Below are 21,914 nucleotides of genomic sequence, written 5' to 3'. Positions count from 1 at the left end.
GGAGAAATGGAATGAAAAAAAATAGAGAACATCAATTCAATATGTTACTTCGTGAAATACGCAAGGAGTATGTTGGAAATGGACCAAAGGAAATTACTACTCGTCTTGTAGGTCCTTGGGTAATTAGTGAGATGAAAGGTAATCTGACGAATGTTGAAAAGTTTATGATGGGCTCTACAGAAGGACAGCGGATGGTTCATGAAACACGAACTAAATTAGTCAAGCAAATTTATAAGGATCCTGAAGTTCTGAGAAAAATTGAGGTAATGATGGATGCGAAAATTCTAAGCATCTTTACAGATATTAATATAGACATTGATACTGCGATGACGATTTATGTGTTTGACAAACCTATTCAGCCGTAGTTTAGCGCAGCTCTCGATTAAGGGAGGTTTCAGAAGTAAGGGTTTTACCCATAAAGCATTGATGAAGTAAAAAAGCCCAGTCTCTCATTTATGACACTGAGAATTTGGGCTCTATTATTTTATCTCCTAAACTTCGCTAAGTAATATGCTTAAATAAACTTAGAGAAGTTTAAGTGGGGGAGGACCACTGGATTGAGTTGTAAGAAATTCGATAACGTATATAAAACGTTCTAATGTGCGAACCAACCTTATTAGTAGTGACTGGCAAAGCATTTCAATGTATTGCATGCTTTGAATTAGCCACAATTATTAAGGACACATATTTGAACGTTTTTTGGCGAACATGATGTTTGTCGTCACGCATGAAATGTCATAGTGGAAGAGGGAACACCGAAAAAAATTGTGAACCCAAAAGAAGTAAGAACAAAGAAGTTCTTAAAACGGGTCTTGCTCGGAGGATTGAATTTTTATACTTTAAGAGTTTTTACATTGTTCTCGAGATATTCTATCAGCCCGTTATTCATAGTAGAAGAAATGGAACAGCCATGTATTTAATAAAAACGATATTCGTACTTGACGTGGACGTTTGAATGAATAAAAGAAAACACATGAAACTCCGACAAATCATGAGTGGGAAACCTTCATAATTGGCAGGAAGCATAAAGTGTTTTCCTTTAATTCAATAAGTGATGGAACGGTTTATTATTCATGAAATTACATCTTAAAAAAGCTTCGTATCTCTTCAACTAATTTACATACTGCAGGAGAGAGATATCGATCTTTCAAATAGGCCAGGTAAACTGTTCTTTCCAAAACATTCGTATCGATTGCCCGAATTACAGTATTGGGTGTTACAGCGGATTTTATATAGCTTTCCGGTAAAATTGTAACCCCAAGTCCCTCTTCCACCAAACTGCAAGCTGTTTCAAGTCTTTCTATTTCGTAAAAAATATTGGGATTTACGTTTTCCTCTTTAAAGGCTTTCAAAATATCATCTCTTGTTTGAAAACCAGTTGTACTGATGATCAATTCTTTCCCAGCAAGGTCTTGGAACGTGATGGAACCTTTTTCATTTAAGTCGTCATCTTTATGGACCAAAAGTATGAATTTTTCATTATAGAGGGGAATAGACATGATTTCATCGTTGTTAATTGGCTGGTTCGTGATGGTGAAATGTCCATTATACTGATTCAAGAAATCGATAACTTTCTCTTCCCCCAAGACTTCTTTAACTTTTATATGAATATTAGGATATAGGATTTTAAAATTCCTGATGATCTTGGGGAACCAAAATTTGAAAGATTCAATGGAGCCTATAGATATTGTCCCACTTCCAACCTGCTTCATTTCCTCAAGTTCCACTTGCATATTATTGAATCTTCTTAGCAAATCCACAGATCTTGTATAAAAAATACCGCCTGCTTCCGTCAACTCCAATCCTCTTGTATTACGTTCCAAAAGCTGAAAACTAACTTCTTTTTCTAATTTCATTATGGCATTACTTAATGAAGGTTGAGAGATATGGAGTATTTTAGCCGCTTTAGAGTAGCTCTTTTCATGAACGATCGTAATAAAATACCTAAGTTGGCGAAGATCCATATATTCTCCTTTCTATAGTTTTAAACTATGGATATATTAAAATTTTGTATTGGTAATTATATATTATCTCAATTATAATTTTAAAAAAAGACATTTCAGAATTTTTTATAAAGGAGAAATTATGTATATTAAACCGACTTTAGAATATTGGAATGGAAGAGTGGATTCCAAGACTGATATGGACAGCTTCAGATACCACCAAAGAGTCCGCTTGGCACCGATTTCCGATTTAACCATCTCTGACAAAGCTTCCAGGACCTTTGGTATGATAGGCTTCAAAAGTGATGAAGGTGTCAAACGGAATAAAGGCAGGATTGGTGCTGCAGAGGGCCCTGAATATATAAGGCAAGCGCTGGCAAAATTACCTTGTCATTTATCTTCGCAAACAGAGCTGGTGGATGCTGGAAATGTAGTATGTGAAGGTAAAGAGATGGAGGCCGCACAAGCTCAACTTGGAGCAGCTGTTGCCCAGTTATTGGAGAGTAAAACGATACCTATCATTTTGGGCGGAGGACACGAAACCTTTTATGGCCATTATCTAGGAATTAGAAAATACATTGGACCAAATGCTAGATTAGGAATTATTAATATAGACGCTCACTTTGATATGAGACCTTATGAATTGGAAAGTTCGTCAGGAACGATGTTTAAACAGATTTTGGACGAAGATCACAGTTGTGGATATTTATGTGTTGGAATCCAAAAACAAGGCAATACGAAAGCACTCTTTGAAACGGCCAAGAGGAGTAAGGTAGAATACATATTGGAAGAAGAATTGTCATTGAACGAAATGGATGATACTACGCAACGAATAAATGAATTTATTAGTAAAAACGATTTCATTATCCTTACATTGTGTACGGATGTTATTGATTCAGCCTACGCACCTGGCGTAAGTGCACCATCGCCGTTTGGACTGAATCCGAAATTGGTCCGTTCCATAATTAAGCATGTCGTATCAAATGAAAAGATCCTTTCTTTTGATGTCTCGGAAGTGAATCCTTCGTTGGACGAAAATAATAAAACCGTTACATTGGCAGCACATTTAATAAATGAGGTTTTGCTGAATTTTAAATAATAGATGGATAGGGATTAGGGGAAACTCCCAACAATGACAAGTCTGCCATTGCAAGTAAATTTGCTCCCTCGAGATACGTATCTTATCCTAAGGATGCATTCCCTATTAAATAATGATTTAGAACAAACAAGAAGCCCTTCAGTATAAAATCTGAAGGGCTTCACATCATTAATGAAATGACTTAAACCAAACCAGGGAATTATCTTCCACCACTAACATTTATGATTTCTCCTAATATGTAGGTTGAAGCATCGGATGCAAGGAAGGCTATACTTTCTGCTATCTCAATTGGTTTTGCTATTCGTTTAATTGGAATCGCTTCAGACATACGGGCAAGACGGTCATCATTTGGTGCGAATTTTTCATGGAAAGGTGTTTCCACTACCCCAGGAGCCACTCCGTTTACAATGATTCCGTGTTCGATTAGTTCCCTGGACATGCCAATCGTCATTGTATTTAAAGCACCTTTCGTCGCCGCGTAATGAATACTTTCGCCAGCACCACCAATTCTTGCAGCTGTTGAAGAGATATTAATAATTCTCCCTTTTTTTCTAGGAATCATATACTTTAAGACAGCTTGTGAACACAAAAGGACACTCGTAATGTTTAGCTTGTATGTTTCTTCCCACAATTCTACACTTGCATCTATAAATGTACTCTGTCGAATGCCACCAGCAGCATTATTTACTAACACATCAATTGACCCAAAGTAATCAACGGCTTGTTTAACCATTTCATCGACTTGTTCTTTATTTGTAACATCAGCCTGAATTGATATTGCTTGTCCACCATTTTTATGAATATTTTTTATAACTTCTAAAGCACTTTTCTCATTTGAACGGAAATTAACGACGATTTTTGCTCCTTTAGATGCAAGTAATTCAGCTGTCGCACGGCCAATACCAGAACTTGCTCCAGTAATTAAAACCACTTTCCCCATTAAGTCTTGCATGTTTTATCCCCCCAAATGGATTTCATAAGAAATCTTATTAATTTATAAAGCACGCTATTTCAATTATAATCAAGTATCCTCCGAGTGCTATATAATTTAGTAGCCATGAAATTAACATATTTCAATAAATTCATGGACAGTCTTTTTACGTACGCGTAAATGTAACGCTTCCTTACAAGGATTTACGGTCCAGGCATTACTTCGATTGATTAAACCTATGTAGCAACAGCAAAGGAACCTCTATGGCAGACACACCATAAGAGGATTAACTATGAATCTACCAAAGTTCAATACTGATACTTGTGGGTTTTTGGTTTATAATAACAACCATCTAGTCTTATGAGGGGTGATCTTATGAATGAATATAATGTTACGGTCAGGAATGGCAGTACCTTAATTTTGTCAGAAATCATTAAAGCTGAAGATGAAAGAGAAGTCCTTGGCACTCTTTTGATTTCCAGTGAATTATTTAATCAACCATTTACCGACATCAGGATTTTAGAACGCTGATTTGTGCCTGCCCGTTCCATTTGTTACACTGTAATAAATCTTAATACGGTAGGCGATATTATGTGTGGACGTTTCACCCTTTTCACTGACATTGAAGAAATAAAAGAACGGTTTGATATCCAAGGATCATTTGATGAGGAATACCAATACAGCTATAATATTGCACCTTCCCACTCCGTGCTCTCCGTCATTAATGACGGAACTAGGAATCGACTTGGATATCTTCGGTGGGGGCTCATTCCTTTTTGGGCAAAAGACGAAAAAGTGGGCTACAAAATGATCAATGCCAGGGCGGAAACCATTGCTGAGAAGGCAAGCTTCAAGAATGCGTATAAGAAGAAACGATGCCTGATAGTCGCTGACTCTTTTTATGAATGGAAGAAGACACCAGAGCGAAAAATACCGATGCGAATAAAACTTAAGACTCATGCTCCATTTGGAATGGCCGGTCTTTGGGAATTCTGGAAATCTCCCGAAGGCATCAGTATATATTCATGCTCCGTTATAACAACCGTTCCTAATGAGCTAATGTCCAGGATTCATGATCGTATGCCTGTCATCCTTAAACCGGAAGATGAAAAAGATTGGTTGAATCCATCCATTAATGATCCTGCCTATCTGCAGCAATATTTAAAGTCATTCGATTCGGAACAGATGGAAGCATTTGAAGTATCGACTGATGTGAACTCGACTAAAAATAATTCACCTACCCTAATACAAAAAAATTGCTGAGAGGTCTTTAGACCTCTTTTTTATATTCGTTCCTTCCCAATAAATGGCGATATTAGGGGGTGTAATGTTAATAAAACTTATTTACTGCACTTATAAAAATCCCTTTTTAATCATGTGGAATAATTTTAACTTAACCTTGCGATAATAAACAAAATGCTGTACTCTTATATTTGCTTTTCAATTTGACATTCGATGTCACTTTCAGAAAGTGGACTCATCTAAACTTAGAGTGGTTTCGGCAAGTTTCCAGCCTGCTGCTTTTCTGAGGACTTCGTGACATTTGATATTATTTTCACTATATAATGTAGATCTTCTTATCAAGAGAGACGGAGGGACTGGCCCGAAGATGTCTCGGCAGCAGACTTAATAGGAGTGCTGTGCCAAATCCAGCAGGCAGATTCTAGCCTGAAAGATAAGGAGGGTGTTTTTTATAAATTAAAAGACCTCTTCTTGTTTTTAATAGAAGGGGTCTTTTTTTGCTTACAGTTTTTTTAGCATTCTTCCATGACTGGGATATTATCATCTTTTAATAGGGGATATTTGCGAAAACTGTTAAAAGAATAAGAGCTGTGACACATGTCATGGGAAAAATAAAAAGAGGTGTTCATCATGAGTACAAACAATAAAGGGAATCCATGGGCGTTGATCCCATTTGTCGTGTTTTTAATTTTATTTATAGGTTCAGGGGTCATTACAAAAGATTTTTATTCATTTCCTGTGATTGTAGCGATTTCAATTGCATCAGCCGCCGCATTGGCAATGAATCGAAAAGAGTCTTTCAATGAAAAGGTCGAAATTTTTTGTAAAGGTGCCGGGGACTCCAATATTATGTTAATGGTTATCATTTTCCTTTTGGCCGGCGCTTTTTCAGAAGTTGCAAATGGCATGGGGGCAGTTGAATCAACGGTGAATCTTGCCCTTGCGGTTTTTCCGCAAAATCTTTTAATGATAGGGATTTTCATTATCGCATGTTTTATTTCTTTATCAATGGGGACAAGCATGGGAACGATTGTAGCGCTTGCACCTATAGGGGTGGGAATTAGTGAGCAAACTGATATTTCGCTTGCCCTTTCAATGGCCGCCGTTATCGGTGGTGCGATGTTTGGTGATAACCTATCCTTCATATCAGATACGACAATAGCGGCAGTTCGTACTCAGGGCACTAAAATGAAGGATAAGTTTAAAGTGAATTTTTTCATCGTGTTACCTGCTGCCATCATCACATGTGCCATCCTAGGAATTTTAACAATGGGAGAACAAGCCTCCATCTCCCAACATTCATATAATTGGGTGAAGATCCTTCCTTATCTTGGTGTTTTGATCACAGCATTGGCAGGTGTCAATGTGTTCCTGGTTCTTTCCACAGGGATTGTTTTTGCAGGTATGATCGGTATGGCGGATGGCAGTTATAAACTGTTGGATGTCATTCAAAAGACGGGAGTTGGGATGGCGGGAATGTATGAAATCTCTTTCCTGGCCATTTTAATTGCAGGAATGGTGTCTGTCATCAGACATAATGGCGGCATTGATTATCTTCTCCAAGTCGTGCTCCGAAATAGTAAATCAAAAAAAGGCGCTGAATTCAGCATTGCCGGGCTTGTTAGTTTGACTAACCTTTCAACGGCCAATAACACGATTTCAATAATTATTGCCGGACCTCTTGCCAAAAATATTGCTGAACAGTATGGGATTGATCCCCGTAAATCGGCGAGCCTGCTTGACGTTTTTGCCTGTTGTATCCAAGGGTTAATTCCATATGGGGCCCAGCTTCTGATAGCGGCGGGTGTAGCAAAGATTTCTCCGATTAGCATCTTGCCATATTCATATTACCCACTTTTAATTGGCGTTTGTGGAGTGATAGCAATCTTGATTGGTTTTCCACGATTTCAGGCGGGAGAAGATATAGCGAAGAAACGTACTTCTTAAAATGAGAATAAGCATGAAAATAAACCCTGAATCATTAGATTCAGGGTTTTACTTTATAAGGTGTATGGAAACATTGGTGAAAAATAATTAAAAAGAGCGATGTCACCCTCGCTCTTCCATCAGTTTAAGTCTTATCACTGTTTAGGAATTCCGATTCATATTGATTAACCCAACGCATAATGGTTGTGTGAGCTAGTCGTTATGAATAGAAGACAACACCAACTAAACCAGAAAGAATAATGACATAGGCTGGGTGCCAGCGTAATTTCAATAGGGCAAATAACGATAATCCAAAAACGAGTAATAAGCTTATCGTATGCCATGAAAAGTTCAGGCCTATCAAATGATTGGAAAGAGCAAAACTGATCGCTGCAAAGAGGATTAGACTAGTGACAATGGGTCTTAATCCATAAAACATGGATTGAATAATTGGATAATGATTCAATTTACTGAAGAAGGTGGCTATAACTGTTACGAAAATAATAGCAGGAAGCAAGATTCCGAGAACGGATGATATGGCTCCTGCTAATCCAGCAGTCGAATAGCCTACAAGAATGGCACTATTGGTGGTGATTGGCCCGGGAGACATGCCGGAAATAGCGATTACATCGGTGAATTGTTGCGTCGTCATCCATCCGTGCTGTGAGACTTCCGATTCTATTACGGGAATCATGGCGTATCCGCCACCAAACGATACAAAGCCGATTATAAAGAAGGTGCTAAACAACTCCCACAAGTCCATCATTCTTAATCACACGCTTTCTTGAAAATTAGTTAGACCCTTTATTGATTTACCTATATGCCTGCACCCATGAAAGGTTCGAAATCAGTTTCTTCTTTCTTTTCTTTTCGGTCCAACTGGACTTCGTAACCTAATTTCCTTTTAATGGAGATAGACACAATACCCGCTATTGCTCCTGCTAATATAGCTAAAACAGGTTGAACGAAGAAAAGGGCAGGAAGACCAACTATTAAAATAATGAAAGTTGATTTGTCAACAATAGCTGTTTTTCCTATCTTGATAGCTGCGAAGGCGATGATGGCTACTATGGAAGCTCTAATCGATATGAATGCGGCTTCTATCTTCGGATTATCCTGAATGAAAAAATATAAAATGCCGAGAAGTAGTACAATTAAAAAGGTAGGTAATGAAACACCCATCATGGCTGCCATTGCGCCCTTCATTCCGGCAATTCGATGGCCGATAAAGGTGGCGGAGTTAATGGCGACAGCTCCCGGTACGGATTGAGATAAAGCAAAAACATCCGTAACTTCTTCACTTGTCAGCCATTTTCTCTTCTCCACTACTTCTTTTTCGATTAAGGGGATCATCGCAAACCCGCCTCCGAATGTCACAGGTGCCATTTTAAAAAAGGTCCAAAATAATTGGAACAGTGTTTTCCATTGTCCTTTCATTGACATACTCACTTCCTTTGCTGCTCTGTATAATTCTTATCATTAACATATCAAAGAAAAAGGAATGGGTAAATTGCAACAAAATCATCGGGTATAACAAAACGTTATACCCAGAAGCTTTATCCGTTTTATATAGAATTTCATTAAGGCCCACCTAATTTGGGGAAATAGCGTTATTTTCTTATTTCACCATTTAGCTATATGATGCTATCATTTTATTAAACCATTAAAAGACAAGGAGGTCGGTTTCTTGAAAATAGAAAATCTAAGAATGTTTTGTTTAGTGGTGGATGAAGGAAGTATAAGCCAGGCAGCGAGGTTAAGCTTCTTATCTCAACCCGCGGCAACAAGACAGATTCATCAATTGGAAAAATTTTATAACACTTTGTTATTCGACCGTGAGGAAGGGAGGCTGAGAGTGACGGAAGCAGGAAAGTTGTTATACCCTTTTGCAAAAGCTATTGTAAATGACTTTAACCATTCAAAAGTAGTGATTCAGCAATCAACGGGCGAGTACAATGCTAACCTCATAGTAGGTGCATCCTTGACAATCGGTGAGTATTTGTTGCCGAGCTTGCTTGGGAAATTCAAAAAACAACAGCCTGAAATAAAAGTGACATTAACGATAAAAAATACCCCACGGGTTCTGGAGGATTTATCAAACGATGTCATTGATTTGGCCTTGGTGGAAGGACTTGTGGAAAACACCGATTTTATTGTAGACAAGTTCGCCGAAGACGAATTGATATTGGTTTGTCCATTTGACCACCCATGGAAAGACAGAAAAGAAATCCAGCTAGAGGAATTGGGAAATGAAAGGATGATATGGCGTGAATCCATATCAGGGACACGGCTTATCGTAGAAAACATGTTAAGGGAGCATGGGGTTTTAGAAAAAATAGAAAGCTACATGGAGATTGGTAGTACTCAAGCGATAAAAAGTGCGGTTGAGGCTGGACTTGGGATCAGCATTTTGCCAAGGTTGACAGTTGCCAGGGAATTGGAACAAGGTTTTTTGCGGGAAGTGGGTATTTCCAGAATAGATATAACAAGAAATCTGTGGCTCGTCAGGAAAAACAAGCGTTTTAATAAAATAGGGGTGTCTAATTTTGTGGATTTTCTTCGATAGTGAATGAATTACGTCACCTCTCATCGCTTGGTTATATTTAAAGTGAAATTTTTGGCAGGTGACAAAGTGTTCAAATGATTTTTGAAAATAGTTTATTGGCAGCGTTTTCATGGTTTTGGTTAACGATGTGGCTGGGACTATGGATGCCAGGTTACCTTACTAGAATCGCAGAGATGAAATCGGGATATAGCGTATTGATGACAGACATGGTCTTGGCTTCCATCACGATTTTCATGCCTCTACCTGGATAACCATCGCTCAAAGCATGGCAAAAGGTTGTGCCTATACTTTTTTAATGACTAGCCTTCAGGTTTTAATGTAGTTACTTCCTGGCCGATCAGGATTAATGACGAGCCAAAGCGCATCGTTTATGAATATAGCAGGGAGGCCTTTTATCACTAGTGTGCTTGACAATCGCATACGAAAACGTATCACTTGGTTTTGTGTATTCCTTCTTTTTTGCCGCAGGCTTTCTTCTAATTTTTAGAATTGAGTTCTCAATCTTCGTTAAACCAGCTTAAAGGTTCGAATTAGGAGATGCAAAAGCAAAGACTTCTACAATATAAAAAGTTAGAGGTTTTTACATTGGATAAAGGTTCTTCTCAATAGAGAGGGGCATTTTTGCATTTGGATATACAGCTTACGCACCTTTATATGAAATGTATAACAAAATGGGGCCTTACATATTTTCTATAGAAAAAAATATCTCATAATGTCTTTATGTTCAAAATATACCGCAAATTAAGTATGCATGTATGCTTTTTAGCTTCCGAGCCATAGCTAAAAAACGAATTGTATTAATGGATACAAGTGGATTTTATATAAATAAAATTGAAGTTACTATGAAAAATAGTAAATTTACTTAATGACAAATCAATTATAAAATAAAGTTACATTATTCTAAATATTTAAAAAAATAAAAAGATTATCGTTTCAATATAAGGAAGAAATTACAACTTTGATATCTAAAAACTCAAATGGGAAAGGGGTATGGAATGTCCAATAAATCTTTTATTAAAGGAATGTTTCCGTTCCATTTGTTTTTGTTTTACTAGTAGGACCTTCTGTTACAAATGCTGCGCCCGATATGCCAATGCCGGCAACACATTCAACAATTTCAGCAAATAAGGCTGTTTATAAACAGTTGGATTTTAAAGATAAGGAAGATTTCAGAAATTTACATAAGGGATTTATTGCACCTTTAAATATGAATCCAATTAAAAATTCAAAAGGTAACGTAGTATGGGATAGCAATCGATATTCATTCATCAAAGAAGATCAGCCGGCAAGTTATACTGTATAACAGATTCGAAAACTAATTACATGATTGATCTGGATAATTCTGTGTTAAATTTCAAAAAAGGGAAAATGGCGTCTCCTGATGCAACATTAACATTAGATAGAATAACCTTCTATCAGATTGCTCTAGGACGTGAAGATTTATCCAAAATAAAGGCGGCCGGGAAAGTTTCTATTTCCGGTAATAAAGAAAAATTCGAAGATTTCTTGTCTTTGCTGGATCAATTTCAACCAAAGATTAATATCGTTACTCCGTGATAATCAATCGCTTTATATTCTGTAAGCAGGATGGATCGGTGACCAATATCTGTACCCACGAGTCTAATATATAGTCTCATGGGTTTGAATGTATCAATTAATCCTGTAGGCATCCTGTTTCGTTTTAATAAATTCATTCATTGTTTTTTAATGAATGAAACGCTCCTAAAAGTCACAGAACAATAATCAATAACCATAAACAGAAAAATTTCAAGTCTTGTAATTTGAAAGGGATTGTAAGCGCTTCCTTCAAGGGGGAGTTTTGTGGAAATATAAAAAGATGGAGTGATGGGGAATGCAGCTGTATGCAAGTAAGAAACGAAAATTAATGATTAGCGGCCTATTATTTGTTGGAATGATTTTAAGCTTTTTTGATCGTGTTGCCATAAATGTCGGTATTATTCCAATTGCAGATGAGTTTCATCTCAATACGTCCCAGACAGGTTTTTTAATCAGTATATTTTTTGTTAGTTACTCTCTCATGCAACCGCTTGGTGGATGGATGACCGATAAGTACGGAGCCAGAGTCATGGTTACTGTTTCTTTATTCAGTTGGTCTTTGTTCACGGTAATGTCGGGGTTTGCTTGGTCATTTATGTCTTTAATATTCATCCGTTTTCTGTTCGGGTTAGGTGAAGGGCCTTTCTATCCTGCCAGTATGTCCACTATAAGAGATAACTTCCCGGAAGAAGAACGGGGCCGGGCAAATTCGTTTTTCTTGTCTGCCCAGAATATTGGCGGGATATTAGGTACTGCACTTGCCGCTTCCATGGTGGTGGCTTTCGGTTGGAGGGGCATGTTTACCATTGCTGGAATTCTAGGGATATTAATTTCTTTCGGAATTTGGTTCATTCTAAAGCCTCAAGAAACTCAAGAGGTTAAAACAGACAAACCGAAACAAAAAAAGGTTGCTCTGAAACTTTTATTTAAAATCGAAAACATTTGGAAACTCATAACTTTCAAGTTTATATCAAATATTATCAACTATGGTCTGATCACTTGGATGCCTATATATTTGGTTAAGGAAAAAGGGGTTGATTTAATAGCAGCCGGGGGTTTATTGGCAATCCCTTATATTTTTGGTTTCTTGATGTTTAATGTAAGTGGTTGGCTTCTGGATAAGCATATGGCTAACCGGGAGAAGTATCTTGCCGCTGCAGGTGCTTTATTATCGGCAATTTTTCTCTTTTTAATGTCTAACGCCACGTCTATAGCACTTATCATCACTTATCTCACTCTCAACTCCGTAGCGCTGTCCTTCTTTGGAACCGTTCTATACACGATCATCATAAAATACTCACCAAAGGAACTTACGGGCTCTGCCTCCGGACTCGTAACTTTTGCCGGTCAAATTGCAGGTGCGATTTCTCCTTTAGCCCTCGGTTTGATTATCAGTTTGTTTAATGACTCCTATAATGCAGCTTTCCTGTTTTTGGTGATAACGGCGCTATTGGGAATGGTTGTTGCCGTATCTATTAAAAATAATCGGGCACAGCCAGCTAAAGAATACGAAAAAACAACTACCATAGTTTAAAATTAGGAATGGAGTCCTGCTTTGGTACAGACATTGTGATGGGTTCTGATTCTCCTTCTCTATAATTGAAAGGGCTTTCTGTTAGAGGTATTATATTTGTAATAGGATAGAAGGAGAATGAACCATGAATATTGAACAATTGGAATATATCATTAAGGTAGCCGAGGTTAACTCGATTTCCACGGCTTCAGAAAGCCTTCATATCTCTCAATCTGGAATCAGCATGGCCATTACGAGTTTGGAGAAGGAATTAGGTATAAAAATCTTCAAGAGGTCACGATTAGGAACCATACCTACAGAAGATGGAAAGGAAATCATCCAGAAAGCTCTTGAAGTATTAAGCAAATTGGAAGAAATAAGAGACAGTGCCCAAATACATTCAGATACGATGGAAAAAGAGTTACGCCTATCATCTACACAAGGTTTATTTCTTACGGTTTTACCTAAATCATTAGCGTTATTTAAGAAGAAGTATCCCGAGGTGAAAATTATGATTGAAGAGAAAGGGGGACAAGAGATAACCGAAGATATACTGAATGATAAGATAGACATCGGACTATTAAATATTCCAAAGGTTAGACCGAAAGAAAATGAGTTGGAATTTCAGCCCCTAATGGAAGCAAAAGTAATTGTGTCGGTCAGTAAGAATTCCCCTCTAGTGAACCGGAAAAGCATAACCCCACAAGAGTTGCTGGACCAAGATTTAGTCGTCTACAATGGACCAAGAATGAAGACATTTATTAAAGAATTTTTTACTCTATACGGTGAGATGAATATTTTGTTTTTCACAAATAATACAGAGATTATCAAAAAAACGGTCGCTGAAGGATTAGCCATTTCCTTTTCGTATGATATTGGAATTAACAGCGATCCCTATTTCCTAAGCGGGGAACTTGTGGCTATTCCTTTGGTGGAGCTAGAAAATAATTCAATGGAATTCGGTTACGTTCGCTCTAAGAAGCAACATTTTTCAAAAGCTGCAAGAGAGTTTATTAAATGTCTCGAATTCTACACTACTCTTAAATATTAGTTTCCTATAGTGATTGGGAAACTAATATTTTTTGTATTTACATCAATATTTCTTATGTTTGTATCATATTTCTTTAATTTACTTAAATATAATTTACATTTAAAATTAATTTTATAACATTTTGAATATTAAATTAAATGCAAAATTCAAAGGTGAAAGGGGAAAACTATGGTAACTATGAAGGAAGAGAAATTAGAGGTGCTTCAAACAAAGTTACAGGATTTTATTCAAAATGAATTGCTTCCCTACGAACAGGAGCATGAATTAAACGCTGAAGAGGATATCCCGATGGAAGCCATACAATGGGTAAGAAAACGCTCCAGGGAATTGGGCTTTTACGGGATTAACCTCCCTGAAAAATATGGGGGACAAGATGTTAGCTTAAAAGGGCTATGCATGTTTAAGGAAGAATTGGCCCGTTCCGGAGCGGTTTTATGGGGGCAGGTTATAGGGGAGGTTGGCGGGCCGCTAAGAATTGGTCAGATGTTGGAAAGTTTTACACAGGAGCAAATAGAAAAATATGTGATGCCCGTGGTGACGGGAGAAGCTAGCTGCTGCTTTGCCCTTACAGAACCAAATGCTGGATCAGATGCTTTTGCTATCGAAACAACAGCCGTTAAAGACGGGAATGAGTATATATTAAATGGTAAAAAGCATTTTATCAGTGCGGCCCCCTATGCTGATTTCGCCATTGTCATAGCGAAAGAAACTCAGAAAGGAGAAAAAGAAGATAGAATCACTGCTTTCCTGGTAGATAAAAAAACACCCCATCATTCGGGGTTTGAACTAGGAGACATTCAAGTCCCACTATCAGGAGAACGCATACATGCTGAATTGAATTTTAATCAATGTCGAGTTCCTGCCGCCAATATAATCGGAGAAAGAGGAAAAGGGTTACTGCTCGGATTGAAAAGAATAAACACAAATCGCGCTTCCCATGCGGCCGGCTTCATCGGGATGGCTCAACACCTTCTCAATTTATCTATTGAACATGCTAAAAAGCGAGTCCAATTCGGCCGGCCTATCGGTGACTTCCAGGCAATTCAGCATATGCTCGCAGAAATGGCGACGGAAATCTACGCGGCAAAGTGCATGGTCTATGATGTGGTTGAAAAAATCGATCAAGGACAAGAAGATCGGGCAGGCACCTCCATGGCTAAACTGTTTGCTTCAGAAGTAAATAGCCGTGTGGCCGATAAGGCTATCCAAATCTTTGGCTCTAAAGGCTTGGTAAAAGGGCATCCAGTAGAAAAGATGTACAGGAGTGCACGAATGTATCGGATATTAAGCGGAACCTCAGAAATTCAAAAAAATACAATTGCCAAAGCATTATTAAAAGGGAAATGCATTATCGAGGGAGGAAATGATCCGTGCTGAATAAGTTGACATTTCAGTCACTGTTGAATAAAGGAATGAAACGATTTGGAGAACTGCCGGCCATTACCTTGTTGCCAAACGGAGAAACGATAACTTACGAAGAGTTATGGAGAAAAACAGAACTTATCTCTTCTTATTTACTTCGCTTGGGTGCAGGAAGGGGTGTCCGCATAGCGTCTATCATTCCAAACAGTTTGGAAAGTGTGATGTTTGGTTTGGCTATCCAGCAATGTGGAGCTACCCTAGTACCATTAAGTGAAAAACTGGGGAAACGAGAAATAAAATTCATTTTAAAGGAAGCAAAACCAGAAGTGGTCATAATAGCTACCCAGACACACTTTGACACCTTATTTGAGTATTTCGAAGAAATGAAGAAGGACGGTGTCCATATCATTGGGCTTCCTGGATTTAATATTAATTATCCGGAGGAGTTTGAACAGTTTCAATGGCCCGGTGAAATAAAAAATATGGACTTGCCATTAGCTGAAGCAAAAGACATTGCCCTTCTGTCATACACAGGCGGGACGACGGGTACACCCAAAGGCGTCATGCATTCCCAGAAAGGACTCGGCGCCGCCATACTTTCTGCGGCTATCGAAGACCCGCTAGACGACCGAGACCGGGTATTGATAAGTACGCCAATTGTGCATTCTGCCGGTTCATTACTTTGGAGATCCCTTGTTTCGGGCGTCCATGTCTATGTGATGGGCTCATTTGACGCTGCAGCATTCATACAGGCGATAAAGGAACATAAAATTACGACGACATTCATGGTACCGACAATGTTATACAGACTCCTTGATCAGACAAAGAAGATGGAATATGATATGAGCTCCATGCGCAATATCTTCTACGGCGCGTCACCAATTTCACAAAAGCGCCTTAAAGAAGCTTTTGAAGTATTCGGGCCTATCATGCGCCAGCAATACGGCATGACAGAGTGTAATATTGTCATTACCAGACTATCGAAAAGCGCTCATTTATGGGCTTATCATAACAATTCGGAAATTTTGAAAAGCTGTGGAAAACCGTGCATTTTCACCGAAGTTCGACTGATTGATAAGGATGGAAATGATGTAAAACCATCCGAGTTTGGAGAAATTATCGTAAAATCACCAGCAATGATGGTAGGCTATTATCAAAGACCTGATCTTACCCAAGAATACATCCGTGATGGTTGGTTCTACACTGGTGATATTGGTAAATGGGATGAAAGCGGTTACCTTTATATTGTAGATAGGAAGAAAGATATGATCATTACAGGCGGGATGAATGTATATTCTTCAGAAGTGGAACGAGTGGTGAACCAGCACCCTTCTGTTGCATTAAGTGCTTGCATAGGCGTTCCCCATCCAGATTGGGGAGAAGTAGTTTGTGTCGTGGTAACACTGCGAGAAGGATTGACCTGTACTAGTGAGGAATTAATTGATTTCTGCAAACAAAGAACCTCTAAGTATATGGTTCCTAAAGTAGCCTATTTTATTGATAAGTTTCCATTAACGCCGATTGGAAAGATTGACAAGAAAGAATTAAGAAAGATGTTTGCACAAGGTATTCCAACCATCTAGGAGAGGCAGAACAAGGATATCATAAAAAAGCCTAATTTCAACATTGAGACCTACAGCAAACCAGAATATAAGATAGAGCAGATGAATGCAAAATAAGCCTCGCATGATAACCTGGAATCGGGACGTGTGAGGCTTTTATGCACTATATCTAAGATGTTTTTGAATATTAAGGATAACAATGGAATTTATTTAACGTTGTAGTGAATGTTAAATGAAGTGAGTCAGAAAGATTATTATCATTAGAGAATGATATTGAAATATTATATTTTTTCGGTTGATTCCACCAAATCATGAATGAAAAAAAATGTGAGTTAGGATATAATATATTATTGTATTGGAGATTCATTCTGGAATTTCCTTTTTTTATGGGCTTCATTTGTTTATCTCCCTAATGAATCGGGAAATAAATTATAGTTGTATATGTTTTTGAAATAATATTTAGAGTTAAGTAGAGGGGTTTGTTTTAATGGAGATGTTAGAAAAATTTATTAGTGAGACAAATGATGTGTTATGGTCTTCCATATTGATCATCATGTTGATTGGATTGGGTCTTTATTTTTCCGTCCGCACGAAGTTTGTCCAATTCAGAATGGTAGGGGAAATGTTCAGGCTATTGGGCGAAGGGGCCACAGCTGATAAAAAAGGTGTGACATCGTTTCAGGCATTTTGCATAAGCACGGCATCGCGGGTAGGAACGGGTAACCTTGCAGGTGTTGCCATCGCAATCACGATGGGAGGTCCGGGAGCCGTTTTCTGGATGTGGTTAATAGCACTGATCGGAGCTGCTTCGGCTTTTATTGAAAGTACACTTGCTCAAATCTATAAGGTCAAGGATGGGGATGCATTCCGTGGCGGTCCTGCCTATTATATGGAAAAAGCATTGAATGCCCGTTGGATGGGGATCACGTTCGCTGTGTTGATTTCGCTTACATTTGGACTTGCTTTCAATTCGGTACAAGCCAATACGATTACAAGCGCATTCAACGAATCATTTGGAATTGAAAAGTGGGTTACGGCTATCATCCTGGCTATCGTAACGGCTGTCATCATTTTTGGCGGGATCAAAATGATTGCAAAGGTATCTGAAGTAATCGTTCCCATCATGGCAGGAGCATATGTGATAGTGGCGTTGATCATCATCATCATGAATATTACCGAGTTACCGAGTGTTTTTGCTTTGATCTTTGAAAGTGCATTCGATGGAATAAAAGAAGTGGCTGGCGGAGTACTGGGAGCAGCCATGATGCAAGGAATCAAGCGCGGCTTGTTTTCAAATGAAGCCGGGATGGGTAGTGCACCTAATGCTGGCGCGACAGCTGATGTCAGTCATCCTGTCAAACAAGGTCTCATTCAGTCTCTAGGTGTTTTTGTCGATACGCTCATCATTTGCAGTTCGACTGCCTTCATCATTTTGTTTTCAGGTCTTTATACATCGAAGGAAACGGATGGAATCGTCCTTACCCAAAATGCCCTTGGAACCGCATTGGGATCTTGGGCTGGTATTTTCCTTGCCATCATTGTACTGTTATTCGCCTTTAGTTCCATTGTGGGTAACTATTATTATGGGGAGTCGAACATCGGCTTCATCAATGAAAATAAGGTTTGGTTAAACATCTATCGTATCGCAGTTGTAGGGATGGTGATATTCGGTTCGCTTGCCTCACTGAAATTTGTTTGGGGACTGGCTGACTTGCTGATGGCCCTTATGGCCATTATCAACCTGATAGCCATAGCATTACTAGGGAAGATTGCATTTGCTGCACTGGCGGATTATCAAAAGCAAAAGAAAAGTGGGAAAAATCCTGTCTTCCATGTGAACAATATTAAAGGTTTGAAGAATGTGGAATGTTGGGGTGACCCAAACGATAATATGGATGTGAAGAAGGAGGCCTAACCTCTTATTAAGCTTACATGTAAAGTCCTTGAGAAGGGATTTTGCTTGTAAGTTTTTTTTGTGAAATCAATTGATTGAAAATAAGTAGAGTCAGCCTTTTTTCCTCCTTTTTTTATCATTATTGAATATTGCTTTGTTTTTTACACAAAATACCTTTGTCTCTATTACTGCTGTCAATCGATGATTGGACAATTTGAAAACTGGGAGTGAAAACCATGGATAGCAAGCAATCAAAAAATGAATCTTCAGAAATCGCAGGAAGAACATATGATGTCAGCGATTATAAACGGGAAGATACTTTATCTTCTGGATTGGCTACAACCCACGAACAAGTTTCGGATACTTATGCGGAAGGCGAGATAAAAGCTGTCATTGATGATGTAAACGTAAAGGATATCGAGATTAAAAAAGAAGGATCTGAGGAAGAAAGGAAATGACTTGTTTTTTGATTAGGGTCAAGAATTTTCGTCTGATATTTTAAGAATATAACGATTTAATCCCCTAGCTTTTTGAATGATGAAACAAGCTAGGGGTTTTTAATTAATAAATTTTTTCTGTCTCGATTTTTTTTAGCAACTCTTCCTTCGTTCTTGGGACAAGTTCCTTTTCTCCGGGTATTCTTGATTGAAGAAGGGCTTGAAACATTTCAAAAACCCACGGCTTCTCGAGATGAGCCTTCACCAAAATGTCTTCATCATGAAAAACGGATACAGGGTCCCCTTGGTATATGACCTTTCCATCGTTCATGACAACGACTTCATCAGCCCATTGATAGGCTAAATTAACATCATGGGTTGATAGAATTATCGTTTTGTCTGGGTGGTGGATACTGTCCAGCAGAGCCATGATCTGTCTGGAGAAATAAGGATCTAATCCAGCGGTAGGCTCGTCTAAGAGCCAGACATCGGGTTCCATGGCAAGTACCCCGGCAATGGCGACACGTTTTTTTTGCCCTAAGCTCAAAAAATGGGTAGGTTTGTCTTTCATTTCCGTTACTTCCGTTTGATCCATCGCCCATTGCACTTTCTCCTGGACTACATTTCTATCCCATCCTAAATTCATCGGTCCAAACGATATATCCTGTTGAACATTAGCGGAAAAAAGCTGGGAGTCGGGATCTTGAAAAACGATTCCGACTTGTTTTCGTAAGGATAATAATGCTTTACGGTCATATTTCATTTTCTTGCCCTTAAATCTGACTGTTCCTCCAGTAGGCTGTAAAAGACCATTTAAATGGAGGAATAGAGTCGATTTACCGGCTCCATTATTGCCTAATAAGGCAATTTTTTTACCTTGTTGAATCGTTACAGATAGATCCTTTAAAGCAAACGTCCCATCTGCGAATCGGTGGGTGAGGCCTTCTATATTAAAAATATGCTCTTCCATTTTTGAATTGCCTCCAATTTACATATATCCATAAATAAGGATTAAGCTTCCTAGTATTACAATGGCGATCAGCCAATTGCGTGAGGAAAAGGTATAAGTATCCTCGATATAAGAAAGGTTCTCCTGATATCCTCTTGCGTTCATGGCCATCGTCAATTGCCCAGAGCGCTGGAATACTCCCAAAAATAATGATGAGGTTAGTAACCCGAGAGATCGAATGCCTTGCCTTACCGAACCATATCCCAGTCTTGAAGCTTGTGCTAAGTGAATGGCCAAAGCTGTATCTAAAAAAATAAAGATGAAGCGATAGGTCAATTCTATTAAATCGATCAATAAGGAAGGGACTTTAAGTTTTCGCAGTACGGATAGAATGACGGTAATGGGTGTAGTCAAGGTTAAGAAATATAAACAGCTTATACTGCTAAATACGACAGTGATCAAATTGATCACTGTACCAATGCTGCCATCGCTGATGAAAATTTGCCAATTTCCGACTTTCCAGGACCACCAAATATTCGGTATCGAAGTAAATGTACTGGAGATAGAAAAAAGGATGGTAAGTGTGCCTGATAATAGAAAGAATCCTGGTAATAAGAGTAATTTTAGATAATACGAAGGCGGGATTTTTGCCACAAAAATGATTAAAGCGCTCATCACCATAAAAGTGATGAGCGAAACGGCCAAATCCCTTACCGTTAACGAAAACAGCATAAGGGAGAGTGCAAAAATCATCTTTTCCAATGGATGTACATCCTTTAGCCCATTGAAATAGGCATATTTATCAATGAGTAACATGTTTCGATTTTTCGTTCATTTCTTGTTTGGTTTGTTTAGTCCTTTGTCTCATTACGCCAATGAAGTATCCAATGAAACCAGCTCCGATTGCAGCTTGCAGCGCAAATAATAAGCTCTCGGTTTCTGCACCTGGCGGCTCCCAAATACTATTGAACCAAGGCTTGTATTCCGGCTGAATTTTAGTGATGGCTTCTTCAGCTTCGCCGTCGGCACCGCCAAATTCCGTTCCTTGTTGGGTTATTAACGGTATGGTGGCAAGAATGACGACCAGGAAAAGTAGCAATAAACTTTTTTTCATGTTAACGGGCCTCCTTAGATAAAACTCGCAGTAATTTCAATTCGCCTAGATTGTATTTTTTCAGGAAATTCATCACAACCACTGTCAATAATCCCTCGCTGATTGCCAAGGGAATTTGGGTCAGGGCGAATATTCCAGCAAATTTATTGAATGAGGCCATGAATCCACCTACCTCGGATGGAAAAGCAAGTGCAAGTTGAACGGAAGTTACCACATAGGTTCCTAAATCGCCAAAAGCAGCTGCCAAGAAAACGGCCAGCGAAAAAGACCACCCCAATTTAGTTGCGCCCTTGAAGACAAAGTAAGCAATGAAAGGTCCGCATACAGCCATGGAAAATGCATTGGCCCCTAATGTCGTCAATCCTCCGTGAGCCAGTAGAACAGCTTGAAATAATAGAACGATGGAGCCTACGACACTCATGGCCAATGGCCCGAATAATATGGAACCTAAACCAACTCCGGTAGGGTGTGAAGAACTTCCCGTAACGGAAGGAATCTTCAAGGCAGATAATATGAATACGAATGCACCCGATAGACCGAGCATCATTTTTGTTTCTGGGTTTTCCCTTACTTTGGACCTAATGGACCGGTAACCCAAGATTAGAAATGGAAGGGTCACGGCCCACCAAAATATGGCCCATTCAATTGGTAAAAAGCCCTCCATGATATGCATGGCCATCGCACGTTTTGGGACAAGAAGCAGTAAAATGACAAAATAAAGAATTTTCCAATTGACTCTTTTCATTCTTTCTCCTTTCAACACCTTTA

Annotated in this window: 23 protein-coding genes and 1 riboswitch; of the genes, 15 read left to right on the top strand and 8 right to left on the bottom strand. The window is 38.7% G+C overall.

Features of this window, described 5'->3' with window-relative positions; translation table 11 throughout:
- The first annotated feature begins 11 nt into the window (after positions 1 to 11).
- A complete protein-coding gene (locus LQ203_RS05625; protein ID WP_230156451.1) occupies positions 12 to 365 on the top strand; it encodes a DUF2294 domain-containing protein in 354 nt (117 codons plus the stop codon).
- Positions 366 to 1,079: 714 nt separating this feature from the next.
- Here the strand turns inward: LQ203_RS05625 and LQ203_RS05620 are convergent.
- Entirely contained in the window at positions 1,080 to 1,964 is an 885-nt protein-coding gene (locus LQ203_RS05620; protein ID WP_230156450.1) for a LysR family transcriptional regulator, read from the bottom strand.
- 121 nt (positions 1,965 to 2,085) lie between these two features.
- Here LQ203_RS05620 and hutG point away from each other — a divergent pair, with 121 nt between their 5' ends.
- Positions 2,086 to 3,042 carry a formimidoylglutamase gene (hutG, locus tag LQ203_RS05615; protein ID WP_230156449.1) on the top strand — a complete coding sequence of 319 codons (957 nt, stop codon included), beginning with the start codon at positions 2,086 to 2,088 and terminating at the stop codon, positions 3,040 to 3,042.
- Between the two features lie 199 nt (positions 3,043 to 3,241).
- On the opposite strand, the gene LQ203_RS05610 is transcribed toward hutG, so the two are convergent.
- Positions 3,242 to 3,994: a 3-oxoacyl-ACP reductase family protein gene (locus LQ203_RS05610; RefSeq protein ID WP_230156448.1), complete on the bottom strand. Its 753-nt coding sequence runs from the start codon at positions 3,992 to 3,994 to the stop codon at positions 3,242 to 3,244.
- 354 nt (positions 3,995 to 4,348) lie between these two features.
- Between LQ203_RS05610 and LQ203_RS05605 the strand changes: the two genes are divergently transcribed.
- From LQ203_RS05605 to LQ203_RS05595, 3 genes are all read left to right on the top strand, one after another.
- Positions 4,349 to 4,504: a hypothetical protein gene (locus LQ203_RS05605; protein WP_155727292.1), complete on the top strand. Its 156-nt coding sequence runs from the start codon at positions 4,349 to 4,351 to the stop codon at positions 4,502 to 4,504.
- A 60-nt stretch (positions 4,505 to 4,564) separates the two neighbouring features.
- Positions 4,565 to 5,236: an SOS response-associated peptidase gene (locus LQ203_RS05600; protein ID WP_230156446.1), complete on the top strand. Its 672-nt coding sequence runs from the start codon at positions 4,565 to 4,567 to the stop codon at positions 5,234 to 5,236.
- 311 nt (positions 5,237 to 5,547) lie between these two features.
- A riboswitch (SAM riboswitch) is annotated at positions 5,548 to 5,655 on the top strand.
- A 190-nt stretch (positions 5,656 to 5,845) separates the two neighbouring features.
- Entirely contained in the window at positions 5,846 to 7,162 is a 1,317-nt protein-coding gene (locus LQ203_RS05595) for a Na+/H+ antiporter NhaC family protein (RefSeq protein WP_230156444.1), read from the top strand.
- Positions 7,163 to 7,361: 199 nt separating this feature from the next.
- Here the strand turns inward: LQ203_RS05595 and LQ203_RS05590 are convergent, their stop codons facing one another.
- Positions 7,362 to 7,907 (bottom strand): chromate transporter, encoded by a 546-nt coding sequence (locus LQ203_RS05590; protein WP_356713942.1) that lies wholly within the window; start codon positions 7,905 to 7,907, stop codon positions 7,362 to 7,364.
- A 50-nt stretch (positions 7,908 to 7,957) separates the two neighbouring features.
- Positions 7,958 to 8,584, bottom strand: coding sequence for a chromate transporter (locus LQ203_RS05585; protein WP_230156442.1), 627 nt, complete (start codon positions 8,582 to 8,584; stop codon positions 7,958 to 7,960).
- 244 nt (positions 8,585 to 8,828) lie between these two features.
- Between LQ203_RS05585 and LQ203_RS05580 the strand changes: the two genes are divergently transcribed.
- From LQ203_RS05580 to LQ203_RS05535, 10 genes are all read left to right on the top strand, one after another.
- The gene (locus tag LQ203_RS05580; RefSeq protein WP_230156440.1) at positions 8,829 to 9,707 is read left to right on the top strand and encodes a LysR family transcriptional regulator; all 879 of its coding nucleotides are present in this window, start codon (positions 8,829 to 8,831) and stop codon (positions 9,705 to 9,707) included.
- Positions 9,708 to 9,781: 74 nt separating this feature from the next.
- The gene (locus LQ203_RS05575; RefSeq protein ID WP_230156438.1) at positions 9,782 to 9,958 is read left to right on the top strand and encodes a hypothetical protein; all 177 of its coding nucleotides are present in this window, start codon (positions 9,782 to 9,784) and stop codon (positions 9,956 to 9,958) included.
- Between the two features lie 836 nt (positions 9,959 to 10,794).
- Entirely contained in the window at positions 10,795 to 11,010 is a 216-nt protein-coding gene (locus tag LQ203_RS05570) for a hypothetical protein (RefSeq protein ID WP_230156436.1), read from the top strand.
- A gap of 41 nt (positions 11,011 to 11,051) precedes the next feature.
- A complete protein-coding gene (locus tag LQ203_RS05565) occupies positions 11,052 to 11,264 on the top strand; it encodes an alkyl sulfatase C-terminal domain-containing protein (RefSeq protein ID WP_230156434.1) in 213 nt (70 codons plus the stop codon).
- A gap of 295 nt (positions 11,265 to 11,559) precedes the next feature.
- Positions 11,560 to 12,798: an MFS transporter gene (locus tag LQ203_RS05560; protein ID WP_230156432.1), complete on the top strand. Its 1,239-nt coding sequence runs from the start codon at positions 11,560 to 11,562 to the stop codon at positions 12,796 to 12,798.
- A gap of 124 nt (positions 12,799 to 12,922) precedes the next feature.
- Entirely contained in the window at positions 12,923 to 13,828 is a 906-nt protein-coding gene (locus LQ203_RS05555) for a LysR family transcriptional regulator (protein ID WP_230156430.1), read from the top strand.
- A gap of 168 nt (positions 13,829 to 13,996) precedes the next feature.
- Positions 13,997 to 15,205, top strand: a complete 1,209-nt coding sequence (locus LQ203_RS05550; protein WP_230156428.1) for an acyl-CoA dehydrogenase family protein — start codon at positions 13,997 to 13,999, stop codon at positions 15,203 to 15,205.
- Positions 15,199 to 16,773 (top strand): AMP-binding protein, encoded by a 1,575-nt coding sequence (locus LQ203_RS05545; RefSeq protein WP_230156426.1) that lies wholly within the window; start codon positions 15,199 to 15,201, stop codon positions 16,771 to 16,773. The genes LQ203_RS05550 and LQ203_RS05545 overlap by 7 nt, the downstream gene beginning before the upstream one ends.
- A 466-nt stretch (positions 16,774 to 17,239) precedes the next feature.
- Positions 17,240 to 18,667 carry an alanine/glycine:cation symporter family protein gene (locus tag LQ203_RS05540; protein WP_230156425.1) on the top strand — a complete coding sequence of 476 codons (1,428 nt, stop codon included), beginning with the start codon at positions 17,240 to 17,242 and terminating at the stop codon, positions 18,665 to 18,667.
- Positions 18,668 to 18,882: 215 nt separating this feature from the next.
- The gene (locus LQ203_RS05535; protein WP_230156424.1) at positions 18,883 to 19,104 is read left to right on the top strand and encodes a YozQ family protein; all 222 of its coding nucleotides are present in this window, start codon (positions 18,883 to 18,885) and stop codon (positions 19,102 to 19,104) included.
- A gap of 103 nt (positions 19,105 to 19,207) precedes the next feature.
- On the opposite strand, the gene LQ203_RS05530 is transcribed toward LQ203_RS05535, so the two are convergent.
- The 4 genes from LQ203_RS05530 to LQ203_RS05515 are packed head-to-tail and all read right to left on the bottom strand — an operon-like array spanning position 19,208 to position 21,891.
- Entirely contained in the window at positions 19,208 to 20,053 is an 846-nt protein-coding gene (locus tag LQ203_RS05530; RefSeq protein ID WP_230156423.1) for an ATP-binding cassette domain-containing protein, read from the bottom strand.
- An 18-nt stretch (positions 20,054 to 20,071) separates the two neighbouring features.
- Positions 20,072 to 20,848, bottom strand: a complete 777-nt coding sequence (cbiQ, locus tag LQ203_RS05525; RefSeq protein WP_290370529.1) for a cobalt ECF transporter T component CbiQ — start codon at positions 20,846 to 20,848, stop codon at positions 20,072 to 20,074.
- The gene (locus LQ203_RS05520) at positions 20,835 to 21,146 is read right to left on the bottom strand and encodes an energy-coupling factor ABC transporter substrate-binding protein (protein WP_230156422.1); all 312 of its coding nucleotides are present in this window, start codon (positions 21,144 to 21,146) and stop codon (positions 20,835 to 20,837) included. Before LQ203_RS05520 ends, cbiQ begins: the two co-directional genes overlap by 14 nt.
- Position 21,147: 1 nt before the next feature.
- Positions 21,148 to 21,891, bottom strand: a complete 744-nt coding sequence (locus tag LQ203_RS05515; protein WP_230156421.1) for an energy-coupling factor ABC transporter permease — start codon at positions 21,889 to 21,891, stop codon at positions 21,148 to 21,150.
- Positions 21,892 to 21,914: the final 23 nt, after the last annotated feature.

Origin of the sequence: Peribacillus sp. Bi96, assembly GCF_918698115.1 — a bacterium.
GTDB lineage: Bacteria > Bacillota > Bacilli > Bacillales > DSM-1321 > Peribacillus.
Note: the sequence above shows the minus strand (reverse complement) of the source record. Positions and strands in the feature narration are given on the sequence as shown.